This is a genomic window from Nocardioides sp., assembly GCF_044226305.1.
Taxonomy (GTDB): Bacteria; Actinomycetota; Actinomycetes; order Propionibacteriales; family Nocardioidaceae; genus Nocardioides.
Genome location: NZ_JBGAHF010000011.1, coordinates 36,111 through 56,585 on the forward strand (window position 1 = coordinate 36,111; position 20,475 = coordinate 56,585).

20 protein-coding genes are annotated in these 20,475 nt (G+C 74.1%); 13 read left to right on the forward strand and 7 right to left on the reverse strand.

Annotation, left to right across the window (positions count from 1 at the left end):
• Positions 1-7 precede the first annotated feature (7 nt).
• A complete protein-coding gene (locus ACILQ5_RS13070) occupies positions 8-475 on the forward strand; it encodes a TspO/MBR family protein (RefSeq protein ID WP_395658444.1) in 468 nt (155 codons plus the stop codon).
• A 1-nt stretch (position 476) separates the two neighbouring features.
• On the opposite strand, the gene ACILQ5_RS13075 is transcribed toward ACILQ5_RS13070, so the two are convergent.
• A complete protein-coding gene (locus ACILQ5_RS13075; RefSeq protein WP_395658445.1) occupies positions 477-1,373 on the reverse strand; it encodes a DUF1295 domain-containing protein in 897 nt (298 codons plus the stop codon).
• A gap of 73 nt (positions 1,374-1,446) precedes the next feature.
• Here ACILQ5_RS13075 and ACILQ5_RS13080 point away from each other — a divergent pair, with 73 nt between their 5' ends.
• Positions 1,447-2,889, forward strand: a complete 1,443-nt coding sequence (locus ACILQ5_RS13080) for an amino acid permease (protein ID WP_395658446.1) — start codon at positions 1,447-1,449, stop codon at positions 2,887-2,889.
• 19 nt (positions 2,890-2,908) lie between these two features.
• Here ACILQ5_RS13080 and ACILQ5_RS13085 read toward each other — a convergent pair whose 3' ends face one another.
• Entirely contained in the window at positions 2,909-3,205 is a 297-nt protein-coding gene (locus tag ACILQ5_RS13085) for a MerR family transcriptional regulator (protein WP_395658447.1), read from the reverse strand.
• Between the two features lie 102 nt (positions 3,206-3,307).
• Between ACILQ5_RS13085 and ACILQ5_RS13090 the strand changes: the two genes are divergently transcribed.
• Positions 3,308-3,739 carry an Hsp20/alpha crystallin family protein gene (locus tag ACILQ5_RS13090; protein WP_395658448.1) on the forward strand — a complete coding sequence of 144 codons (432 nt, stop codon included), beginning with the start codon at positions 3,308-3,310 and terminating at the stop codon, positions 3,737-3,739.
• Positions 3,740-3,741: 2 nt separating this feature from the next.
• Here the strand turns inward: ACILQ5_RS13090 and ACILQ5_RS13095 are convergent, their stop codons facing one another.
• Positions 3,742-4,743 (reverse strand): glycosyltransferase family 2 protein, encoded by a 1,002-nt coding sequence (locus ACILQ5_RS13095; protein ID WP_395658449.1) that lies wholly within the window; start codon positions 4,741-4,743, stop codon positions 3,742-3,744.
• 50 nt (positions 4,744-4,793) lie between these two features.
• Positions 4,794-5,951 carry a glycosyltransferase family 4 protein gene (locus ACILQ5_RS13100; protein ID WP_395658450.1) on the reverse strand — a complete coding sequence of 386 codons (1,158 nt, stop codon included), beginning with the start codon at positions 5,949-5,951 and terminating at the stop codon, positions 4,794-4,796.
• Between the two features lie 53 nt (positions 5,952-6,004).
• Between ACILQ5_RS13100 and ACILQ5_RS13105 the strand changes: the two genes are divergently transcribed.
• From ACILQ5_RS13105 to ACILQ5_RS13130, 6 genes are read left to right on the forward strand one after another with little or no spacing between them, the layout of a single operon-like run.
• Positions 6,005-6,463 (forward strand): hypothetical protein, encoded by a 459-nt coding sequence (locus tag ACILQ5_RS13105; RefSeq protein ID WP_395658451.1) that lies wholly within the window; start codon positions 6,005-6,007, stop codon positions 6,461-6,463.
• On the forward strand, positions 6,460-7,557 hold the full coding sequence (locus ACILQ5_RS13110; protein WP_395658452.1) for a glycosyltransferase family 4 protein: 1,098 nt from the start codon (positions 6,460-6,462) through the stop codon (positions 7,555-7,557). The genes ACILQ5_RS13105 and ACILQ5_RS13110 overlap by 4 nt, the downstream gene beginning before the upstream one ends.
• On the forward strand, positions 7,554-8,399 hold the full coding sequence (locus tag ACILQ5_RS13115; protein WP_395658453.1) for a hypothetical protein: 846 nt from the start codon (positions 7,554-7,556) through the stop codon (positions 8,397-8,399). The genes ACILQ5_RS13110 and ACILQ5_RS13115 overlap by 4 nt, the downstream gene beginning before the upstream one ends.
• Positions 8,392-10,698, forward strand: coding sequence for a hypothetical protein (locus tag ACILQ5_RS13120; protein WP_395658454.1), 2,307 nt, complete (start codon positions 8,392-8,394; stop codon positions 10,696-10,698). The genes ACILQ5_RS13115 and ACILQ5_RS13120 overlap by 8 nt, the downstream gene beginning before the upstream one ends.
• Positions 10,695-11,951 (forward strand): lipopolysaccharide biosynthesis protein, encoded by a 1,257-nt coding sequence (locus tag ACILQ5_RS13125; RefSeq protein ID WP_395658455.1) that lies wholly within the window; start codon positions 10,695-10,697, stop codon positions 11,949-11,951. The genes ACILQ5_RS13120 and ACILQ5_RS13125 overlap by 4 nt, the downstream gene beginning before the upstream one ends.
• Positions 11,948-13,114 (forward strand): CDP-glycerol glycerophosphotransferase family protein, encoded by a 1,167-nt coding sequence (locus ACILQ5_RS13130; RefSeq protein WP_395658456.1) that lies wholly within the window; start codon positions 11,948-11,950, stop codon positions 13,112-13,114. The genes ACILQ5_RS13125 and ACILQ5_RS13130 overlap by 4 nt, the downstream gene beginning before the upstream one ends.
• On the opposite strand, the gene ACILQ5_RS13135 is transcribed toward ACILQ5_RS13130, so the two are convergent.
• Entirely contained in the window at positions 13,086-14,171 is a 1,086-nt protein-coding gene (locus tag ACILQ5_RS13135; RefSeq protein WP_395658457.1) for an acyltransferase family protein, read from the reverse strand. The genes ACILQ5_RS13130 and ACILQ5_RS13135 overlap by 29 nt on opposite strands.
• 84 nt (positions 14,172-14,255) lie before the next feature.
• Here ACILQ5_RS13135 and ACILQ5_RS13140 point away from each other — a divergent pair, with 84 nt between their 5' ends.
• On the forward strand, positions 14,256-16,103 hold the full coding sequence (locus tag ACILQ5_RS13140) for a fibronectin type III domain-containing protein (RefSeq protein WP_395658458.1): 1,848 nt from the start codon (positions 14,256-14,258) through the stop codon (positions 16,101-16,103).
• Between the two features lie 33 nt (positions 16,104-16,136).
• Positions 16,137-17,081: a bile acid:sodium symporter family protein gene (locus ACILQ5_RS13145; RefSeq protein ID WP_395658459.1), complete on the forward strand. Its 945-nt coding sequence runs from the start codon at positions 16,137-16,139 to the stop codon at positions 17,079-17,081.
• 32 nt (positions 17,082-17,113) lie between these two features.
• On the opposite strand, the gene ACILQ5_RS13150 is transcribed toward ACILQ5_RS13145, so the two are convergent.
• Complete coding sequence (locus ACILQ5_RS13150) at positions 17,114-17,665, reverse strand: hypothetical protein (protein ID WP_395658460.1); 552 nt, start codon at positions 17,663-17,665, stop codon at positions 17,114-17,116.
• A gap of 26 nt (positions 17,666-17,691) precedes the next feature.
• Between ACILQ5_RS13150 and ACILQ5_RS13155 the strand changes: the two genes are divergently transcribed.
• Both ACILQ5_RS13155 and ACILQ5_RS13165 read left to right on the forward strand, forming a co-directional pair.
• Complete coding sequence (locus tag ACILQ5_RS13155; protein ID WP_395658461.1) at positions 17,692-18,324, forward strand: RNA polymerase sigma factor; 633 nt, start codon at positions 17,692-17,694, stop codon at positions 18,322-18,324.
• A 29-nt stretch (positions 18,325-18,353) separates the two neighbouring features.
• On the forward strand, positions 18,354-19,004 hold the full coding sequence (locus ACILQ5_RS13165) for a hypothetical protein (protein WP_407077009.1): 651 nt from the start codon (positions 18,354-18,356) through the stop codon (positions 19,002-19,004).
• Here ACILQ5_RS13165 and ACILQ5_RS13170 read toward each other — a convergent pair.
• The gene (locus ACILQ5_RS13170) at positions 18,991-20,457 is read right to left on the reverse strand and encodes an MFS transporter (RefSeq protein ID WP_395658464.1); all 1,467 of its coding nucleotides are present in this window, start codon (positions 20,455-20,457) and stop codon (positions 18,991-18,993) included. The genes ACILQ5_RS13165 and ACILQ5_RS13170 overlap by 14 nt on opposite strands.
• Positions 20,458-20,475 lie beyond the last annotated feature (18 nt).

Here is a 20,475-nt window from a genome sequence, read left to right on the forward strand (position 1 = left end):
TGGGGTCATGCGACCCCGACTCCTGACCGCCGCCCTCACCGCAGCTGCCGCCGTGGCCGGCAGCCTCGGCACCCGTCCCGAGAGCGACTGGTACGAGTCGCTCGACAAGCCGGCCTGGCAGCCGCCGGGGGCCGCCTTCCCGCTCGTGTGGACCCCGCTCTACGGGCTGATCGGGTGGGGGACCGGCCGCGCGCTCGCCGCGGCGCAGGAGACCTCCGCGGCCGACGGACGGCGGGTGCTCGCCCTCACCACGGCCGACCTCGCCACGAACGCCGGCTGGTGCTGGGTGTTCTTCGCCCGGCAGTCGCCGGCCGCCGGGCTCGCGGTGATCCTCGGCCTCGACGCGCTCAACGTCGCCCTCCTGCGCGAGGCCGCCCGGCACGACCGGACGGCCGCGGCGGCCCTGGCGCCCTACGTCGCGTGGACCGGGTTCGCGACGGCGCTGAACGCCTCGGTGTGGTGGCGCAACCGGTAGCTCAGCGACGCGGCGGTCGCGGGACCAGCATCGGGACCCGGTCGATCACGTCCTGGTAGGTCGGCCGGCGCTCCAGGCTGCGCTTCTCCATCATCGGGATGCTCGCGGCCAGGAACAGGACGAGCATCGCGACCGCGCCGCCGAAGATCCACCACCAGTCCGACGGCGAGGTGGCGAGCCCGAAGATCGCGAGTGCGAACCAGAAGGTGATCTCGCCGAAGTAGTTGGGGTGGCGCGACCAGCCCCACAGCCCGGTGTCGAGGACCTGGCCGGGCACCCGCGTGCGGGCGAAGCGGTGCATCTGGATGTCGGCCGCGAGCTCCAGACCGACCGCGCCGAGCCCGACGACCACCGCCACCACGTCCAGCCAGCCGACGGGGCGGCCGGGGCGGGTGACGGCGATGTAGACCGGCACCATGCCGAGGAACACCGAGAAGGTCGGGACCAGGTGGATCCCGAAGAGGTCGACGAGGAACGCCTGCGGCTTGCTGCGGTTCTCGCGCAGCATCCCGTAGCGCCAGTCCTCGTGGTGCAGCCCGGACCAGGTGTAGACCCAGTTCCCGGTCAGCCGCACCGCCCAGACCGTGATGACGCCGATCACCAGCCAGGAGCGCACCTGGTTCACGTCCGGCGTCGCCTGGCTCCACCAGTAGAGGGCGAGCAGCGGGGGCAGCACGCTCCAGTAGGGGTCGTAGAAGCTCGAGTTGCGGTAGAGCTGGCTGAAGGCGAAGACGACCAGCGTCGCGATCACGTCGGCCACCAGCCCGTCGAGCCACAGCCGGCCCGTGCTCGGCCCCCAGGCCAGCCAGGCGGCGGCGAGACCGAACGCGACGACGTACGCGAGGACGACGTGCGCGAGCGAGGCGGCTCGGCCCCGGGCTGCGGCGTGGGTGCTCACGGGGCCTGAACGTAGCGGGTTCCGGACGTCGGTGGACCCGAATGACCGGGGTCGGCGCGGGGTACAGACGCCCATGGCCGTCCACGAGTCAGAAGCAGCCCGGCGGGTCCCTGCGCAGCACGGCATCTTCCGGCGCAAGCCGGTCCAGCCCGACGACGGGGAGAGCGGGCTCGAACGCTCGATCGGCCTCTGGCAGCTGACCGCGATCGGCCTCGGCGCGATCATCGGCGCCGGCATCTTCGCCCTCGCCGGCCCGGTCGCCAAGGAGGACGCCGGGCCCGCGGTCACGATCTCGTTCCTCATCGCCGGCGTCGCCAGCGCGTGCGCCGCGCTGTCGTACGCCGAGTTCGGCGGGATGATCCCGGCCGCCGGATCGGCCTACACCTACGGGTACGCCGTGCTCGGCGAGTCGGTCGGGTGGTTCATCGGGTGGGACCTGCTGCTCGAGTACACCGCGATCGTGGCGGTCGTCGCGATCGGGGTCTCCCAGTACATCGGGTTCCTCGCCGACGCGGTCGGGCTCGACCTGCCGGCCTGGATGCTCGGTGCCCCGGGGACGGGCGAGGGGCACCGGATCGACCTCTTCGCGGTGCTCCTGTGCCTCGGGGTCGCGTGGCTGCTCAACCGCGGCATCAAGACCAGCGCCCGCATCGAGACCTGGTTGGTCGGCGTGAAGCTCCTCATCGTGCTGGCGGTCATCGCGGTCGGGGCGTTCTACATCGACACCGACAACCTGACGCCGTACTTCCCGCACGGGATCGGCGGCGCGGCGACGGGTGCGGCGACCGTCTTCTTCGCGGTCTTCGGCTACGACGCGATGAGCACCGCGGCGGAGGAGTCCAAGGACGCCCAGCGCAACATGCCCAAGGCGATCATCCTGTCGCTGGCGATCGCGATGGTCCTCTACCTGCTCGCGGCGACCGTGCTGACCGGGATGGTCGACTACCGCGACCTGGCCGACAGCGCTGCGTTCAGCGCCGCCTTCGAGTCCGTCGGCCTGAGCGGGTTCTCGAAGGTGGTGGCGGTCGGCGCGATCGTCGGCATCATCACCGTGCTGTTCTCGTTCACCCTCGGTGCGTCCCGGGTCTGGTACGCCATCAGCCGCGACGGCCTGCTGCCCGGCTGGTTCGCGAAGACCAACGACCGCCACTCGCCGAGCCGTCCGGTGTGGATCGTCGGTGTCGTGGCCGCAGGCATCGCCGGCTTCGTCTCGATCGGCGACGCCGCCGAGCTCACCAACATCGGGATCCTGCTCGCGTTCGTCGTCGTCTCCGCCTCGGTCATCGTGCTGCGCTACCGCTCGCCGGAGCTGCCGCGCACCTTCCGGACGCCGTTGATGCCGTTCACCCCGCTGCTCGGCATCGCCTTCTCGCTGTGGTTGATCACCAAGCTCCAGCCGGAGACCTGGCTGCGGTTCGCGGTGTGGTTCCTCATCGGGGTGGTCATCTACGCGGCGTACGGCTACCGCCACAGCAAGCTCGGCCACGGCGTCGCCGTGCAGACCAAGGACACCTGAGCCGCGCGGGAGGCGCAGGTCAGCGGCGGCGCAGCCGGGCGACCTGGGCCTCGAGGACCTGCACCCGGTCCTCGAGGGAGAGCACGTGGGCGATGCCGGCGAGGTTGAGCCCCTCGGCGAGCAGCTCGCGGATCCGGTGCAGGCGCTCGATGTCGTCGGGGCTGTAGAGACGGGTGCCGCCCTCGGTGCGGTCCGGCGCGAGCAGCCCGCGGCGCTCGTAGACGCGCAGGTTCTGGATCTCCATGGAGACCATGTCGGCCGCCACCGAGATCGCGAACACGCCCTGCGAGCTCCTGGTCGCGGATCTGGTGCTCATGACTTGATCTTGCCTCATCTTCGCGGTACAACAAATATGTATCCGCCAATTCAGGTGTGGACCCGGTCCCGGGTCCCCGGCAGAGAACCAGGAGGACATCTGATGTTGCTGCGCACCACCGATCCGTTCCGTGACTTCGACCGGCTCACCCAGCAGATCTTCGGCACCACCAACCGTCCCGCGGTCATGCCGATGGACGCGTGGCGCGAGGGCGACCGGTTCGTCATCGAGTTCGACCTGCCCGGTGTCGCCAAGGAGAGCATCGACCTCGACGTCGAGCGCAACGTGCTGACCGTCCGCGCCGAGCGGGTGGCCCGCAACGGCGACTGGGAGGCGCTGGCCTCCGAGCGGCCACGCGGCGTCTTCAGCCGTCAGCTGGTGCTGGGCGACAACCTCGACCTCGACCGGATCGAGGCGGCGTACGCCGACGGCGTGCTGCGCCTGGTCGTCCCGGTCGCCGAGAAGGCCAAGCCCCGCAAGATCCAGGTCAGCACCGGCGCGAGTGACGAGAGCCGCACCGCGATCGAGGCCTGAGGTCAGCCGGCTCGCGGCGTCGGGACGACGGTCACCGGCGCCGCGAGCTCGTCGGTGCGGAACGGCTCGCGGACGTAGGTGCCGCGAACGGCGGGGTGCCGCATGTAGGCCAGCCGGCTCGCCTCGTGGCGGGCCTTGCGGGTCCCGTCGATGACCAGGCCGGCGACGAACAGCACGCAGGCGGTCAGCACCAGGAACGACGCGACGAACAGCGTCGGCAGCCGCGGCACCATGCCGATGGCCAGGTAGGTCTGGAGCACCGGGACGGCCAGCCCCACCGCGACCACCGTGAGCAGCGCTGCGACCATCCCGAAGAACTGGATCGGTCGCTCGTGCCGGGTCAGGGTGAGGATGACGTTGAGGATCTTCCAGCCGTCGCGGTAGGTGCGCAGCTTGGACTCCGAGCCCTCGGGGCGGTCGGTGAAGTCGACGTCGACGGTGGCCGACGGGATCCGCAGCGCCAGCGAGTGCACGGTCAGCTCGGTCTCGATCTCGAACTCCCGCGAGACGGCCGGGAAGCTCTTCACGAAGCGGCGGGAGAACACGCGGTACCCCGAGAGCATGTCGCCCATCGTGTCGCCGAAGATCCCGCAGACGATGCGGTTGAGGACCTGGTTGCCGAGCAGGTGGCCGGTGCGGTACGCCGAGCCCTGGCGCACGCCGACCACCTGGTCGAGGTTCTCGGTGACCAGCCGCTCGATCATCTCCGGGGCGGCCCCGGCGTCGTAGGTGTCGTCCCCGTCGATCAGCAGGTAGATGTCGGCGTCGATGTCGGCGAACGCGCGGCGCACGACGTTGCCCTTGCCCTTGAGCGGCTCGGAGCAGACGGTCGCACCGGCCTCGAGGGCCCGCTCGATGGTCCGGTCCGTGCTGGCGTTGTCGTAGACGTAGACCGTCATCCCGGGCACCGCCGCGTGCAGGTCGGCCACGACGGTGGCCACCGACGCCTCCTCGTTGTGGCACGGCACGATGGCGGCGATGCGGTAGCGCTCAGCCCAGGACATACGAGACCCCTGACATGGTCGATGGTCCCGAGATCGCCATATTGACCTCGCTAACGCCGCAGTGAACCTCGGGTTACGCGGCGGTAGACCTCGACCAGACGGTCGACGTGGGCGTCCCACGAGAACGCCGTCTCGACGCGGGCCCGGCCCGCGGCTCCCATCCGCCGCGCCTCGTCCGGGTCGGCGACCAGGTCGTGCAGCGCGGCGGGGAGGTCACCGGCGGCCAGGTCGACGAACCGGACGCCGGGGGTGCCCGGCCACGGACCCTCGGTCCACGGCCCCTCGGTCCACGAGGAGTGCAGCGCGGGGTCCTCGCGCAGCAGCACCGGCAGCCCCGAGGCCATCGCCTCGAGGACCGTCAGCGGGCACTCGCCGACCGAGGCGACCACCATGACGTCCGCGTCCGCGTAGACGGCGGGCATCCGCTCGGCCGGGACCGCGCCGAGGAAGCGCAGCCGCGGGTCGTCGACGCCGGGCGGCCGCTCGCCGCCGGCGAACGCGATCACGTAGTCGTCGGCGGCGGCCGCGGCGACGACGTCGAAGCCCTTCTTCGGGACGAACCTGCCGACGAACAGCACGACCGGCTGCTCGCCGACCGCCCGCGGCGACGGCCGGAACCGGTCGGTGTCGACGCCGTTGCCGACCACCTCCGCCCGCGGGAGCCCGGTCGCCACGTGCTCGTCGATCGCGAGCACGGCGGCGGCCCGCGCGAGCACGAAGCGGCCCAGCGTGCCGAGCACGACCCGCTGCACCAGGCGCACCAGCGCCGAGGAGTGGTGCACGAAGCCGACGTGCCGGTGCACGACGTACGGCGTCCGCAGCAGCACGCACCACACCGCGGCCACCCAGCTGCTGAGGTAGAGCACGTCGTGCACGTGGACGACGTCGGCCCGGCGGACCTGGCGGCCGACCACCGGCACCAGCCACGGCGAGAAGAACGGGAACGGCACGCCGAACCGCTCCTCGAGGCCGTTCCACGCCCGCACCCGGACCGCGCGCACGCCGTCCTCGTCGCGGGTGCCGGGCCCGACGGTGCCGGCACCGCTCACGACCGTGACCCGCCAGCCGCGCGCCACCAGCTCGCGGGTCTCGGCGCCGACCACGGTCTCCAGGCCGCCGACGTGGGGGAGCACCTGGTGGGCGACATGCAGCACCCGCGGGGCCCTGGCCCGCGACCGCTCGGTCCGCACTGGTTCAGACAGCGTCACGCGGTGAGTATGACCTCGCGTAACCGTCGCGGCACCCCTCGCGTTGACCGGTCGTGCCACGGGAGGGAAGGTTCCGACGCGTCGTCCCCGTCACCGCGCTGGCGGTCGGGGTGCTCGCCGTGCTCACCCTGCTCGTCCCCGGCGTGCGGGCCCAGCTCGCGCTCTCGGCCACCCACCGGCCGCAGGAGTACGTCGCGCTCGCGTTCGCCCGCGCCGCCGACGGCACCGTCGTCACCTGCGCCTCCGTGCCGGGCCGGCACCGCGACGCCGTCCGGGTCTCCTTCGACGTCGACAGCCACCTCGACCGCGCCCGCGACCTGCGCTACGTCCTCACCGTCGGCGCGCAGCGGCACACCGGCACCGTCACCACCGACCCCGGCGAGGCGACCCGGACCACCCGCGTGCTGCCCCGGCCCGGCACCCGCGGCTTCGAGGTCGCCGTCGACCTGCCCGACGTCGACCGGCGCATCCACGCCCGCTGCTCGGGCCCGGCGCCACGGAGCCGGTCGTGAGGGTCGCGGTCGTCACCCCGCGGTTCCCGCCCGAGCCCGGCGGGGTCGAGCAGTACGCCGCCTGGGTCGCCCGCACGCTCCGCGACGCCGGCCACGAGGTCACCGTCGTGACGACCGGCCGCGCGCGGCGCACCGAGCACACGTCGTACGACGGGGTGCCGGTCGTGCGCCTCGGCACCTGGTTCACGCTCTCCAACACCCCGGTCAACCCGCTGTGGGCCTGGCAGCTGCCGCGCCTGCTGCGGCGGCTCGGCACCGAGGTGGTCGACGCGCACGCCCCGGTGCCGGGGCTGGCCGACCTCGCGGCGTACACGTCGCCTGCTCCGGTCGTGCTCACCTACCACTCCGGCTCGCTCGCCAAGGGCAGCGCCGTCGATCCGCTGCTGCGCGCCTACGAGCGGCACCTGCTGCCGCGGGTCTTCCGCCGGTGCGCCGCCCTGGTCGCGGTCTCGCCGGTCTCGCTCGCGCACCGCACCGGTCGCGCGGTGCTGATCCCGCCCGGGGTCGACGGACAGCGGTTCGCGCCGACCGACGAGCCGCGTGGACGCCGCGTGCTCTTCGTGGGCCGGGTCGAGCGCACCTCGCGCTGGAAGGGCCTGCAGGTGCTGGTCGACGCGCTGCCGCGGCTGCGCGCCCTGGTCCCCGAGGCGTGCCTCGAGGTCGTCGGCGGGGGTGACGACGTCGAGGCCCTGCAGAAGCGGGCTGCCGACCTCGGGGTCGCCGACCTGGTGACCTGGCACGGCCCGGTCCCGCACGACGCGCTGCCGGACCACTACCGCCGCGCGGGGGTCACCGTGCTGCCCTCGCTCACCGAGTCGGAGTCGTTCGGGATGGCCCTGGCCGAGGCCCTGGCCTGTGGCTGCCCGGTCGTGGGGTCGGACGTCGGCGGCATCCCGTTCGTGGTCCGCGACGGGGTCGACGGGCGGCTGGTGCCGCCCGGTGACCCGGACGCGCTCGCCGACGCGCTGGCCGAGGTGCTGCTGGACCCACCCGTGGTCGAGCCGTCCCGCTGGGACTGGCAGAGCCGGGTCGCGCCGACCCTGGCGGTGCTCGAGGGGTCGAGGTCCGGGGAGAACGAGGGGGAGGCCGCATGAACGTCGAGGAGCGGGCCGCGCGAGTGCGGGCGGCCGTGCCGACCCCGCTGCTGCCGGCCCTCGTGTCGCTGCGCACCCGGCTGGCCTGGCGCCGCCCGGCGGTCCGCGAGGACGCCCGCGCCCAGATGCGGTTCCTGCTCGAGCACACCCGCCCCGACGCCGACCTGGACGCGGTCGCCCGCGCCTACGTCCGCTACCAGGCGCGCCGCGGGGAGCTGCGCTGGCACCCGGAGCTGCTCACCAGCCTGCGGGTGGATGGCATCGACCACCTGCTCGACGCCCGGGCCCGCGGTCGCGGCGTCGTCCTGAACTTCGTCCACCACGGCTACTACGACGGCGCGTTCCCCTCGGTCGCCCGGCTGGGCGGGCGGGCACACATGGTCGTCCACCCCTACATGCTCGAGCCGGACGCGCCGCTGTGGCTGCGCCAGCACGTCCGGATCGGGACCGCCAACGGCGGCACCGCGGTGAGCTCGGCCGTCGGCAGCGAGGGGCTCGCCGACCTGCTCGGCCGCGGCGAGATCGTCGCGATCGCCTCCGACGTCCCCGGTCGTACGCCGCTGCGGTTCGCCGGCCGCGACGTGCTCGGGTCCTTCGGTGCCGCCCGGCTGGCCGCGGACACGGGCGCGTCGGTCGTCGTGCTGACGTCGGAGGAGGACGCCGACGGCCCGGTCATCCGCCTGCACGAGCCGCTCGACCCGGTGGTCGTCGGGTCCCCGCAGGAGCTGCTCCAGCGGATGCTCGCCCTCCACGAGGACGTGCTGCTGCGCTGGCCCGAGGCCACCGACCTGCCGCTGTCGCGCTGGGGCGCCGTCGAGGACTCGGAGGTGAGCCGTGCTTGACGCCCTCGAGCGCGACCCCGGGACGACCTCGGTCCTGGACCCGCCGCCCGGCGCGCACCTCGACATCACCCCGCAGCCGCGACGGCACCGCGGCCCGCTGCTCGTGCCGCTGGTGCTGCTGGCGCTCGCGCAGGCGGTGGTCGCGCTCGACCTCGACCTGCCGCTGCTGCGACCGGCGCTCGCGCTGGTCACGTTCGTCGCGCTGCCGACCCTGGTGCTGCACCGGCGGGGTCGGAGCCGCGCGCTCGCGCTGCCCTACGCGTTCGGCCTGTCCGTGCTCGCCCTGGTCGTGGGCGGCCTCGCGCTCGACACCGTGCTGCCGTGGGTCGGCGTCGACCGGCCGCTCGCCCCCGCTCCGCTGGCGGTCGCCTGGCTGGTGGCGGACGCCGCCCTGCTGGCGTGGCGGCGGGAGGTCCCGCTGCTCACCCGGCGCGGCGTGCGACGGGCCGGCCGGCGACTGCTCGACGCCCGGTTCGAGCTCGCCCCCACCCTGGCCGTGGCTGCGCTGGTGCTGTCGGTCGCGGGGGCGATCCGCCTCGACAACGGCGCCTCGGGTGCCGTCGCCGTCACTGCGGTGGTGGTCTCCGGCGCCGCCCTGCTGGCGCTGGCGCTCGGGCCCGCCCGCTCGACCGGCCGCGACGCCTGGGTGATCGGGCTGGTCGCGGCCGGCCTGCTGCTCGCCACCTCGCTGCGCGGCTGGGGGATCACCGGCCACGACGTGCAGGCGGAGTACCTCGCCTTCCAGCTGACGAACCACGCGCAGGACTGGCAGATGAGCGCGCTGCCGAGCGCCTACAACGCCTGCCTCTCGGTGACGATCCTGCCCACCGTGCTCAGCCAGACGACCGGCCTGTCCGGCCTCGTCGTCTTCAAGTGGCTGCTGCAGCTGCTGTTCGCGACCGTCCCGGTCCTCACCTACCTCTTCGCCCGCCGGTTCGTCCCGCGGCCGCTCGCGATCGCCGCGGCGGTGCTCACGGTCGCGTTCCCGACCTTCTTCACCGACATGCCCTACCTGGTGCGCCAGGAGGTCGCGTTCTTCTTCCTGGCGCTGGTGCTCCTGGCCGTGACGGAGCGGGCGGCCACCGGGGGCCTGCCCGCCCGCACCGCCCGGGCCCTGGTGCTCACGCTGTCGGTCGGGGTGGTGCTCTCGCACTACTCCACGACGTACGTGCTCCTGATGGCGATGGTGGCCGCCCTGGCCGGCAGCGGCGTCCTCGCGCTGGTCCGGCGCCGGCGGGGTGACGGGCCGGGCCCCGACGGCGCCGCGCACGAGCCGCTGGTGCTGCTGCACCCGGCCGTCGTCGCGGCGCTCGTCGCCGCCACGCTCGCGTGGGCGGGGCCGATCACCCACACCGGCGGCCACGCGCGCGAGGTCCTCGGCGACACGGTCCGCGCGATCACCGGCCACGGGTCGGACGAGCCGGGCTCCTCGGACACCTCGTACTTCCTCTTCGGCGACGACACCTCGCCGCAGGAGCGGATGGACATGTTCGTGCAGGCCACCTTGGACTACCGCGACGAGCGGATCCCTCCGCGGCTGCGCGTGATCCCGGACCCGGGGCCGGCCGAGCTGTCGCCCGAGGTGCGCACCCAGCCGTCGACGCCGGTGAAGGTGGCGTGCGCCGTCCTCATGGAGGGCTTCCTGCTGCTCGGCCTGCTCCGCCTGCTGCGCCGGCGCCGGCTCACCGACGACAGCGACCCGCCGCCTCGCGAGGTGACCCTGCTGGTCTGGGGCTCGATGGCCGCGCTCGGGCTGATCGTGCTGGTGCCGAACCTCTCGGTCGACTACGGCGTGCTGCGCGCCTTCCAGCAGACGCTGCTCGTCGTGGCGCCGGTGATGGCGGCCGGGATGTGGATGGTGGTCCGCCGATGGGTGCTCGCCGCGGTCGTGCCGGTCGCGCTGCTGGTCGTGCTGGCCGGCACGCAGCAGCGGATGGCCCTGGCGAACGCCGGCAGCTACTACGACCGCTTCTACGTCACCGACTCCGAGGGCGAGGGCCTGGGCTGGCTCGGCGCGGTCGACCACGCCGACCGCACCAACGAGCGGCTGATCGCCAACCGCAACCTCGACGTGCGGATGCTCGCGCTCAGCGACAACCGGGCGCCGATCGCGGACCGGCTCTACCCGACCCTGCTCTCACGCGACGCCTACGTCTTCGTCGACGGGCAGATCCTCGACCGCGGTGAGTCGACGGTGTTCTACACCGGCGACCTGCTGACCTACCGCTACCCGCTGCACCGCGTGGACGAGCGGCTCGACCTGCTCTACGACGCGCCCCAGGCGCGGGTGTACCGATGAGCCGGCTGCTGAGCAGCTCGGTGCTCGTCGTCGGGACCACGGTCCTGATGGCGGCGGCCGGCGCGGTCTTCTGGGTGGTCGCCGCGCGGCTCGCCACGGCCGAGGACGTCGGCCTGGCCGGCTCGCTGGTCGCGGCCGGCGACTCGCTCGCCATGTTCGCGCAGCTCGGGCTCAACATCGCGATCGTGCGGGCGCTGGCGACCAGCAGCCGGCGCGCGGCCGACGTGGTGACCGCGGCGCTCGTCGTCGTGTCGGCGGGCGGGGTGCTCGCGCTGGGCTACGCGCTGCTGCTCCCGGTGACCTCACCGCGCCTGGCCGAGGTGCTGTCCTCGCCGCTGACGATCGCGCTCTTCGCCGTCCTGGTGGCGATGACCGCCCTCAACATCCTCACCGACAGCGTCTTCCTCGCGCTCGACCGCATCTGGTCCTACCTCCGGCTCAACGGTGTGCTCATGGGCGTCCTCAAGGTCGGGCTGCCGCTCGCCCTCGCGGGCGTCGGCGCCTTCGGCCTCTACTGCTCGGTCGGTCTCGCGGTCGCGGCCTGCGCCGCCGGCAGCGTGTGGTCGATCCTGCACTTCCTGCCCGGCCCGCGGCGACCCGCGCCCTCACCGGAGCTGCTCGCCAACCGGGGCTTCGCGGCGGCCGGCTACGTCACCTACGTGCTCACCGTGCTGCCGTTGCTGGTCTTCCCGGTGCTCGTGGTCAACGCCCTCGGCTCGGCCCGCGCCGGCAGCTACTTCATCAGCTTCCAGGTGGCGACCCTGCTGAACGCGGTCGTGCTCGCCGTCGCCAACCTCTCCTACGCCGAGGCCGAGCGGGCGCGGACCGGCCGGCACGCCGTCGTACGCCGCAGCGGGCTGCTCATCGTCGGCGGCTCGGCGGTCGGCTGCGTGGCGATGGTGGTGCTGGCGCCGTACTTCCTCGCGATCTTCGGGGACCACTACGTCGACAGCGGCACGACCACGCTGCGGGTGCTGTCCCTCGCCTGCGTCGGAGCGGCGTTCAACTACTGGGGGATGCTCCGGCTCCGGCTGACCGGCAACCTCGCCGCGATGATCGGCTCGCAGGCGGTGAGCACGGTCGTGATGCTGGTGCTCGCCGTGGCGCTGGTGGACCGCGGCACGGTGTGGGTCGCCGCCGCGTGGGGCGTCGGCCACGCCGTCGGCGGCCTGATCGGCTGGCTGCTGACCACCACGGTCGTGCCGTTCGCCGATGCGGCGCCGGTGCGGACCGAGGAGCTCGAGCCCGCATGAGGTCGAGCCTCCGCAACGCCGGCCTCGACCTGGTGCTCGCCACCTTGCGGGTGACCCTGCGGACGCTGTCCCGGGTGGTCCCGCAGACCCGCTCGGTCGTCGTCACCGCCAGCCCCGAGACCGAGGGCAACGGCGTCGAGACGGCCCGCGCCCTGGTGCGCCGGTACGCCGGCCGCGTGGTGTGGCTGCGCGACCGCGGCCCGGTCCCGCCCGAGGTGGCCGAGCTGGCCGCGCAGGGCCTGGTGCTCGTCCCGAAGGCGAGCCTGCGCGGGCTGTGGGCCTACCTCCGCGCCGAGGCGGTGCTGTTCACCCACGGGCTCTACGGCAGCCCGCGCCCGGTCGCCCGCAAGCCGGTCGTCAACGTCTGGCACGGCGACGGCCCCAAGGACATCACCCCCGGACCCGGCGTCGGCGCGCTGATCGCCAGCACCTGGCTGGTCGGCAGCACGCCGCTGTTCTCCCGCTCGCAGGCCGCGGTGTTCGGCGTGCCGCCGGAGCGGGTGCTGCTCACCGGCAACCCGCGCACCGACCGGCTGTGGGACCCGCCGGACGCAGAGCGGCTGGCCCGGCTCGGCATCACCGGCGACTTCGTGGTGTGGATGCCGACCTTCCGGCGGCCCCGTGCGGTCGGGGCCGTGCGCGTGCACGGCCACGGCCCGGTGGCGGAGGAGCGCGACGGCCTGCCCGAGCTCCTGGCCGGGCTCCGTGCCCGCGGCCTCCAGCTGGTGGTCAAGCCGCACCCGATGGACGCCGACCGGCGGCGCTGGCCCGGGGCGGTCACCGTGGAGGAGGCCGACCTGGTCGCGGCCGGGGTCCCGCTCTACGGCCTGCTCGGCGCGTCGGTCGGGCTGGTCACCGACTACTCCAGCGTCTGGGTCGACTACCTGCTGCTGGACCGGCCGCTGGCGTTCCTCGTCCCGGACCGCGACCGCTACGACCGCGCCCTGAACCCGCCCGACGTGCTCGACTGGGTGCCCGGCGAGGTCGTCGACCTCGACCGGCGGCCGTTCGAGGAGTTCCTCGCCGACGTCGACGCCGCCGGTGACCTCGGCGCCGCCCGCCGGTGGGAGGTCGCCGGCCGGATCGGGCTGACCCCGACCGCCACCGCGGCCGACGACCTGGTGACCGCGCTGGTCAAGGCCGGGGTGCTGGCGTCGGCGTGACCGCCCGCCCGGGGCGCAGCACGTCGCTGCGGCCGCGCAGGAACGGCCGCTCGAGGTAGCGGTAGGACAGCCAGGTCAGGGCGAGCGCGGCCGCGACCGCCACCGGCCCGAGCAGCAGCTTCGGTGCGGGGGCGTCCTCGAGCAGCAGGAACGGCACCACGTGCCACAGGTAGAGGCTGTAGCTGACCCGGCCGACCGCCGCCGGCCACGGGTGCGCGAGCAGCCGCTGCACCGGGCCGGCGGTGCCGCCGTACCCGGTCTGGATCAGGACGAGCGCGCCGACCACGGCGACCGGCACCCCGACGTACCGGTAGAGCGGGCTGTGGCCGTCGGGGCCGAGCAGGGCGTACGCCGCGATGGCGGCCAGCGCCAGCACGGCGGCCGCGTTGCTGCGTCGCGCCGGGAGCCGTGGGCCCCCGCCGGCCTGGTGGGCCAGCGCCAGTGCGGCGCCGGCCAGCAGCTCGCCGGAGCGGGCGGTCGGGCCGAAGTAGAAGGGGAAGGTCGGCAGCGGCAGGGACGCGGCGTAGAGCGCGAGCGCCGCGGCGAGCGAGACGCGGGCCAGCCGGGCCGGGCTCCAGCCGCGCCGCCGTGCGGCGAGCAGGAGGACCGGCCAGAGCAGGTAGAAGTACCACTCGACCGCGAGCGACCAGGTCTGGCCGAACGGCTGGAGCCCCGGCAGCCACAGGCTTCCCGACTGGTCCGCGGCCCACAGCGACGAGGTCTGGGTCAGCACGACGACCCCGCGGCGGGCGACCTCGACCGGGCCGTCCGGCGCCCACGGGACGGCGGCGTAGAGCACGACCGAGCCGGCGACCAGCCCGACCAGGGCCGGGTAGAGACGCAGCACCCGGCGGCGGACGAACCCGCCCCAGGCGGGGGTCGAGCGCCACAGCAGCGTCGTGATGATGAAGCCGCTCAGCACGAAGAAGACGTCGACGCCGATCGAGCCGCCGTGGAACAGCGGGACGTACCAGCTCACCCAGTGCAGGGCCAGGACCGCGCCGATCGCGACGGCGCGGATGCCGTCAAGATAGGCGAACCGGCCCGTCTCTCCCACGAGCGGCGTAACGAAGAACGGCCACCGTCCGTTATGGCGGTGACGGGGAGGTACGGACCAGCTCGCTGGTCTGGAGGGAGTGCTGTGCCCGGACGACGACAGGTGCACCGGCTGGTCCTGCCCGCGGTGGTGGGACTGGCGCTGCTGACCCCGGCCGCGGCCCAGGCCGCGGACCCGCCCGCAGATCCGCCCGCCGGCCCGCCCGCCCGTGCCCACCGGGACATCGCCCCGCTGCCGGCCGTCAGTGCCGACTCGGTCGTCGACGCGTACGGCGTCGGCATCCACCTCAACTTCCTGGACACGCCCTACCGCGACGCGGGCGCGGTCGCCGACGCCCTCGTCGACCTCGGCGTGCGGCACGTCCGCGACGACCTCTACCTCGACGCGCCGCGGCAGTACCGGGCGATCCGGACCGTCGCGCGGCGCGGCATCGGGTTCGACCTGATCATGGGCCGCCCGGGCACCGGCGCGACGCCGGAGGACTACGTCGACACCGTCGCCGACCGGCTCCCGGCCGGTGCCGTCGAGGGCCTGGAGGGCGTCAACGAGTGGGACCTGTTCGGCGGGAGCGGCTGGGTCCGCGAGCTGCGCGGCTGGCAGCGCGACCTGTACGACGCCGCGAAGTCGGACCCGGCCACGGCGCACCTGCCGGTCCTCTCGCCGGCCCTCGCCTTCCGCTGGAACTACGCCGACGTGGGTGACCTCTCGCCGTGGGCGGACGTCGCCAACGCGCACATGTACCCCGGTGGCTACGAGCCGTCGAACGAGATCGACCGGATCACGCAGGCGGTCCGCGCGGTGCTGCCCGGACCGCCGCTCGTGACGACCGAGGCCGGCTACAACAACGCGGTCAACACCAGCAACGGGCACCTCCCCGTCCCCGAGGACGTGGCGGCGGCGTACCTGCCGCGGCTCCTGCTCGAGCACCTGGTCCGGGGCGAGCGACGGGTCTACACCTACGAGCTGATCGACTCCTTCGAGGACCCCACCGACACCGACGTCGAGGCCCACTTCGGGCTGCTCCGCCACGACCTCTCGCCCAAGCCGGCCTACACCGCGATGAAGGACCTGCTCGCGCTCCTGGCCGACCCCGGCCCGGCGTTCGTGCCCGGCAGCCTCGACGTGGCCGCCGACGGCCTGCCCGCCGACGCCCGCTACCTGCTGACCCAGCGCCGCGACGGCCGGTTCGTGCTGCTGCTGTGGCGCGACGTGCGGCTCTACGACCCGCGGGAGCAGACGCCGCTCCCGGTCACGCCCGCGGACGTCACGCTCCGGCTGGACACGCGGCAGGACCTCACCGTCTACCGGCCGACCGACGGGGCCGCCCCGGTGGCGGAGACGGTCGGCACCTCGCTGCCGCTCCGTCTCGACGGCCAGGTCACCGCGATCACGATCGACCCCCCGCTGCCGCCGGCGCCGACCGCCCCGACGGCCCGGCCGCGCGACGGCGCCGTCGTGCTGTCGTGGCGGCTCCCGACCACCTCGGCGACGGTGTCCGGGTTCGAGGTGGCCCGGACCGACACCGGGGAACGGTGGACGCTGCCCGCCGACGCCCGGAGGTTCCGCGCCGGCGGGCTCGAGAACGGCCGCAGCTACGGCTGGACCGTCCGGGCCGTCGGACCGAACGGGTCCTCGGACCCGGTGGCGGTGTCGGTCGTCCCCGGCGCCGCGCCGGCCCCGCCCGGGCGACCGTCGGTCGTCGCCGGCCCGGGGGAGCTGACGGTCCGCTGGGCCCCGGCCGACGGGCGCGGGCGGCCGGTGACGGCGTACCGCCTCCGGGTGCACGGCCGCGTGGTCACCGTCGCTGCCGACGCCCGGCGGGCCACCGTGGCCGGGCTCCCCGCCGGTCTGCGGGTGCGGGCGACCGTGCAGGCGCGCAACACGCTCGGGTGGGGGCGCCCCGCGCGGACCGGCTGGGTCCGCATTCCGTAGTCACGGCACCTCCGCGTCCCCCATGCTGTCCGCGTGGTGGGGATCATGGCGTGGGCGAGCGACATCGACCAGCTGCACATCGAGATCAGCGGTGGCTTCCAGCTGGCGATGAAGATCGTCATCGCGCTCTTCCTCTTCGGCATCGCGCTCGACGTCCGGTTCGACGACCTGGCCTACGTGCTCCGTCGGCCGTGGGCGATCGGCGTCGGCCTGGTCGCCCAGTTCCTCGTGATGCCGGCGCTGACGGTGCTGCTCACCCTGGCGCTCGACGTGCGCGGGTCGGTCGCGATCGGCATGATCCTGGTGGTCTGCTGCCCGGCGGGGAACCTGTCGAACATCTTCACCTACCGCGCCCGCGGCGACGTCGCGCTCTCGATCTCGCTGACGACGGCCTCGAACGTGGTGGCCCTGGTGATCACCCCGATCGCCGTCGCCTTCTGGACCGGGCTCAACGGCTCGGCCGACCAGCTGATGCGCGACGTGTCGATCGACCCGTGGCAGATGGTGCTGGAGATCGCGCTGCTGATCGGGCTGCCGTTCACGGCCGGCCTCCTCGTCGCCTGGCGCTTCCCGGGCTTCGCCGAGCGGGCCCGGATCTACGTCGAGCCGGGCGCGCTCGTGCTGCTCCTGCTGATCGTCGTCGGCGCGCTCGCCGGCCAGCTGCAGACCTTCAAGGACTACGCGGGCGTCGTCGCGGTCGCGATCATCCTGCAGAACGCGATCTCGCTGCTCGTCGGCTACGGCACCGGCCGAGGGCTGCGGCTGCCGGTGCCCAGCGTCCGCGCGATGACCTTCGAGCTCGGCGTCCGCAACACCGGTCTGTCGGTCGTGCTCGCGCTCGGCTTCTTCCGCGACCTCGGTGGGGTCGTGGTGGTCGCCGCGCTGTGGGGGCTCTGGGACTCCGCCACCGGCCTGGTGCTCTCCACCTGGTGGCGGCGCCGCCCGGTCCCGGCGCCCGAGGTCGAGCCGGTCGGCTGACGCCGGCGAGCCGGCCGACCCGACCAGGACGGCTACGGCACCGACGCGGAGACCGACGCGGAGGCCGAGGCGGACACCGACACGTGCGGCCCGGACGGCGACGGCTGGGGGGTCCTCGTCGGGCCGGCCGGGGAGCCCGAGGGTGCGGTCGATCCGCTCGGTGACGGTGCCTGGGACGGGCTGACCGCCGGGCTGTCCGCCGGGCTGTCCGCCGGGGCGCTCGGGCTGCTCGTCGGGCCGTCGGACGAGCCCCCGGAGGACCGCTCGGAGGGGCCGCCCGGGGACGGAGCTCCCGGGCTGGACGCCGGAGCGGTCGGGGCCGGGTCGTCCGGCGACCACGGCGCCCAGGAGACCCCGGCCGCCGACGCGATCCCCAGCGTCAGGCCCACGACCGCGACGGCGGCCACCACGGCGGCGACGACGAGCCGGCCCCGACCGGTCGGCTGGCCGGTCGGCTGGCCGGTCGGCTGGCCGGCGGCGGCCTCCGCGGCCAGCCGCCGGGTGAGCTCGGGGTCGGTCCGGCGCCGTGACGTGTCGGCACGCAGCTCCTCGCGGAGACGCCGCCGAGAACGGTCCCGAGCCATGGTCAGACCTTGCCACGGGTGCCGCCATGACGTGGAGTGGGTACGGCCGCAGGATCGGAGGGAGCGTCCACTCGGGAGGGAGCTTCATGGTGCGCGGGGAGGCAGACGAGCTCGTCCTGCGCGCCCAGCGCGGCGACCAGGCGGCCTGGGACGAGCTGTACGCCGACGTCGCCGAGCGGCTGGTGGTCTGGCTGCGCCACCTCGCCCCTCCCGACGCCGCGACCGACGCCGAGGACATCGCGGCCGAGGCCTGGCTGACCGCCGCCCGGCGGATGGGTGAGTTCCGCGGTGACCGGGACGCCTTCGCCGGCTGGCTGTTCGGGATCGCGAGGAACGTGGCCCGCAGCCGCGGCCGGGTCGCGCGGGCCCGGGCCACGACCCCGCTCGGCCCGGACCACGTCGAGCGGTCCGGAGGCTCCGGGGGCGACCCCGGCCCGTCCGTCGCCGGCGCCGACCTGGCCCGGCGGCTGGTGGCCCTGCTGCCCGAGCGCGAGGCCCAGGTGGTGGCCTGTCTCGACGTGGTCGGGCTGGACGTCGCCACGACGAGCCGGGCGCTCGACATCAGCCCCGTCGCCGTGCGCGTCGCCCACCACCGCGGCCTCCGCCGGCTGCGCACGATGCTCGCCGGTGTAACGCCCGAGACCGCACTCGGCATGTAGGGGGTGACAGCAATTCTCGGGAGGGAAATATGAATCGGATCAGCTCGAACCCGTTACGGGCCGTGGCGGCCCTGGTCGTCGTGCTCGCGATGTGCCTGATGGCCGCGCACGCGGCCGATGCCGCACCCGCGGCTCAGCAGTCGGCCCAGCAGTCGGCCCAGCAGTCGGCCCAGCAGTCGGCCCAGCAGTCGGCACAGCGCCCGGTCGCGCACACCAAGGCCGGGACCCTCAGCTCGCGGATCGTGGGGTCCACCGCCGGTGGCCGCGACGTCACGGGCTCCTTCGTCCCGCTGAGCTTCACCAAGCGCGACGGCAAGGTCTTCGTGCGCGGGCTGGTGCAGGGAGTGGTGCACCAGGCCGACGGCAAGCGGACGACGTTCGCCCAGCTGCGCACGGTGCGCGTGAAGTCGATCGACGGGACCCCGGCACACGCCCGCACGGCCGCCGCGACCTGCGACATCCTGCACCTGGTGCTCGCCCCGCTGGACCTGAACCTGCTCGGGCTCAAGGTGCACCTGGACCGGGTGGTGCTCGACATCGTCGCGGCGACGGGGGCCGGCAACCTGCTCGGCAACCTGCTCTGCGCGGTGACCGGGCTGCTCGACGGGGGCCTGGGCGGTGCGCTCGGCCGCCTGGTGGACCTGCTCAACCAGATCCTGGGGAACCTCAGGCTCGGCTGACCCCGGACGCCACCTCTGCCTCGTCGCCGGTCTCCGCCTCCGTCTGGGGGCCGGCGACGAGGTGCGTCGTGGCCCGGACGACCGGGATGAAGGCGGCGACCACGGCCGCCGCGGCCGCGAAGCCGGTGAGCACGGCGAAGCCGTGGGTGTAGCCGGACTCGACGGGGACGCCGGTCGGCTCCAGCTGCGCGGTGATGACGCTGGCCAGCACCGCCGACCCGATCGCCCCGCCCACCGTGCGGATGTTGGTGTTCATGCCGCTCGCGACACCGGTCTGGGTCTGCGGGACCGCGTCGACGACGAGGTTGGACATCGCCGCGAACGCGAGCCCGAAGGCCAGGCCGAGCACGGTGCTGGCGGCGACCACCTGCCAGATCTCGTCGTGCGCGACGGTCAGCGAGAGGGTGCCGAGGGCGGTCAGTGCGGCACCGAGGACCAGCATCCGCTTCGAGCCGAAGCGGTGCGCGAGCCGGCCGGCGAGGACGCCGGCGACGAACGACGCGACGGTCTGGGGGAGCAGCAGCAGGCCGGACTCGGTGACCGAGACCCCGAAGCCGTAGCCGGAGGACTCCGGGGTCTGGAGGAACTGGGGGAGGAACGCGAACATCGCGTACATGCCGGCGCCGAACAGCAGCGCGGTCAGGTTCGCCGTCCAGACCGTCGGGATCCGCATCATCCTCATGTCGACCAGCGGCTCGTCGCTGCGCGACTCGGCGATCACCCAGGTGGGCAGCAGCACGGCGGCCGCGACGAACAGGCCGACCACCCGGGCCGACGACCAGCCCCAGGAGTGCCCCTGGCTGACGGCGAGGAGCAGCGCGACCAGCCAGGCCGAGAGCAGCAGCGCCGAGCCGACGTTGATCCGGCCCGGGGTGCGCTCCGGCGACTCGGGCACCCAGAACGCCGCGGCCAGCGCCGCGACGGCCGTCATCGCCATCGGGATCCAGAACAGCCAGTGGTAGCTGAGGGCGTTGACCACCGGTCCGGCGATGACGAGGCCGACGCCGCCGCCGACGGCCAGCAGCGCGGCCGCCGTGCCGATGGCGCCGGCGACCCGTTCGCGCGGGAACTCGTCGCGGATGATGCCGAAGGTCAGCGGCAGCACGCCGCCGCCGACGCCCTGGACGACGCGGGCCGCGATCAGGACGCCGATGCTGGTCGCCACGGCCGCCATCAGGGAGCCGACGGTCAGCGCGGCGAGCGCCACGACGAGCATCCGCTCCTTGCCGACCTTGTCACCGACCCGACCGACGATCGGCGTGAACACCGACGCGGAGAGCAGGTAGGCGGTCAGCACCCAGGTCACCGTCGCCTGGTCGGTGTCGAGCGCGGCCTCGATGGTGGGCAGCACCGGGTTGACCATCGACTGGAGCAGGGAGAACGACCCGACGCCGACGCAGAGGACGGCGAACGTCACGCGGTAGTCGGTGCGGCGTTCGAGGGGGGCGGTCACGTGGCGGCAACCCCGCCC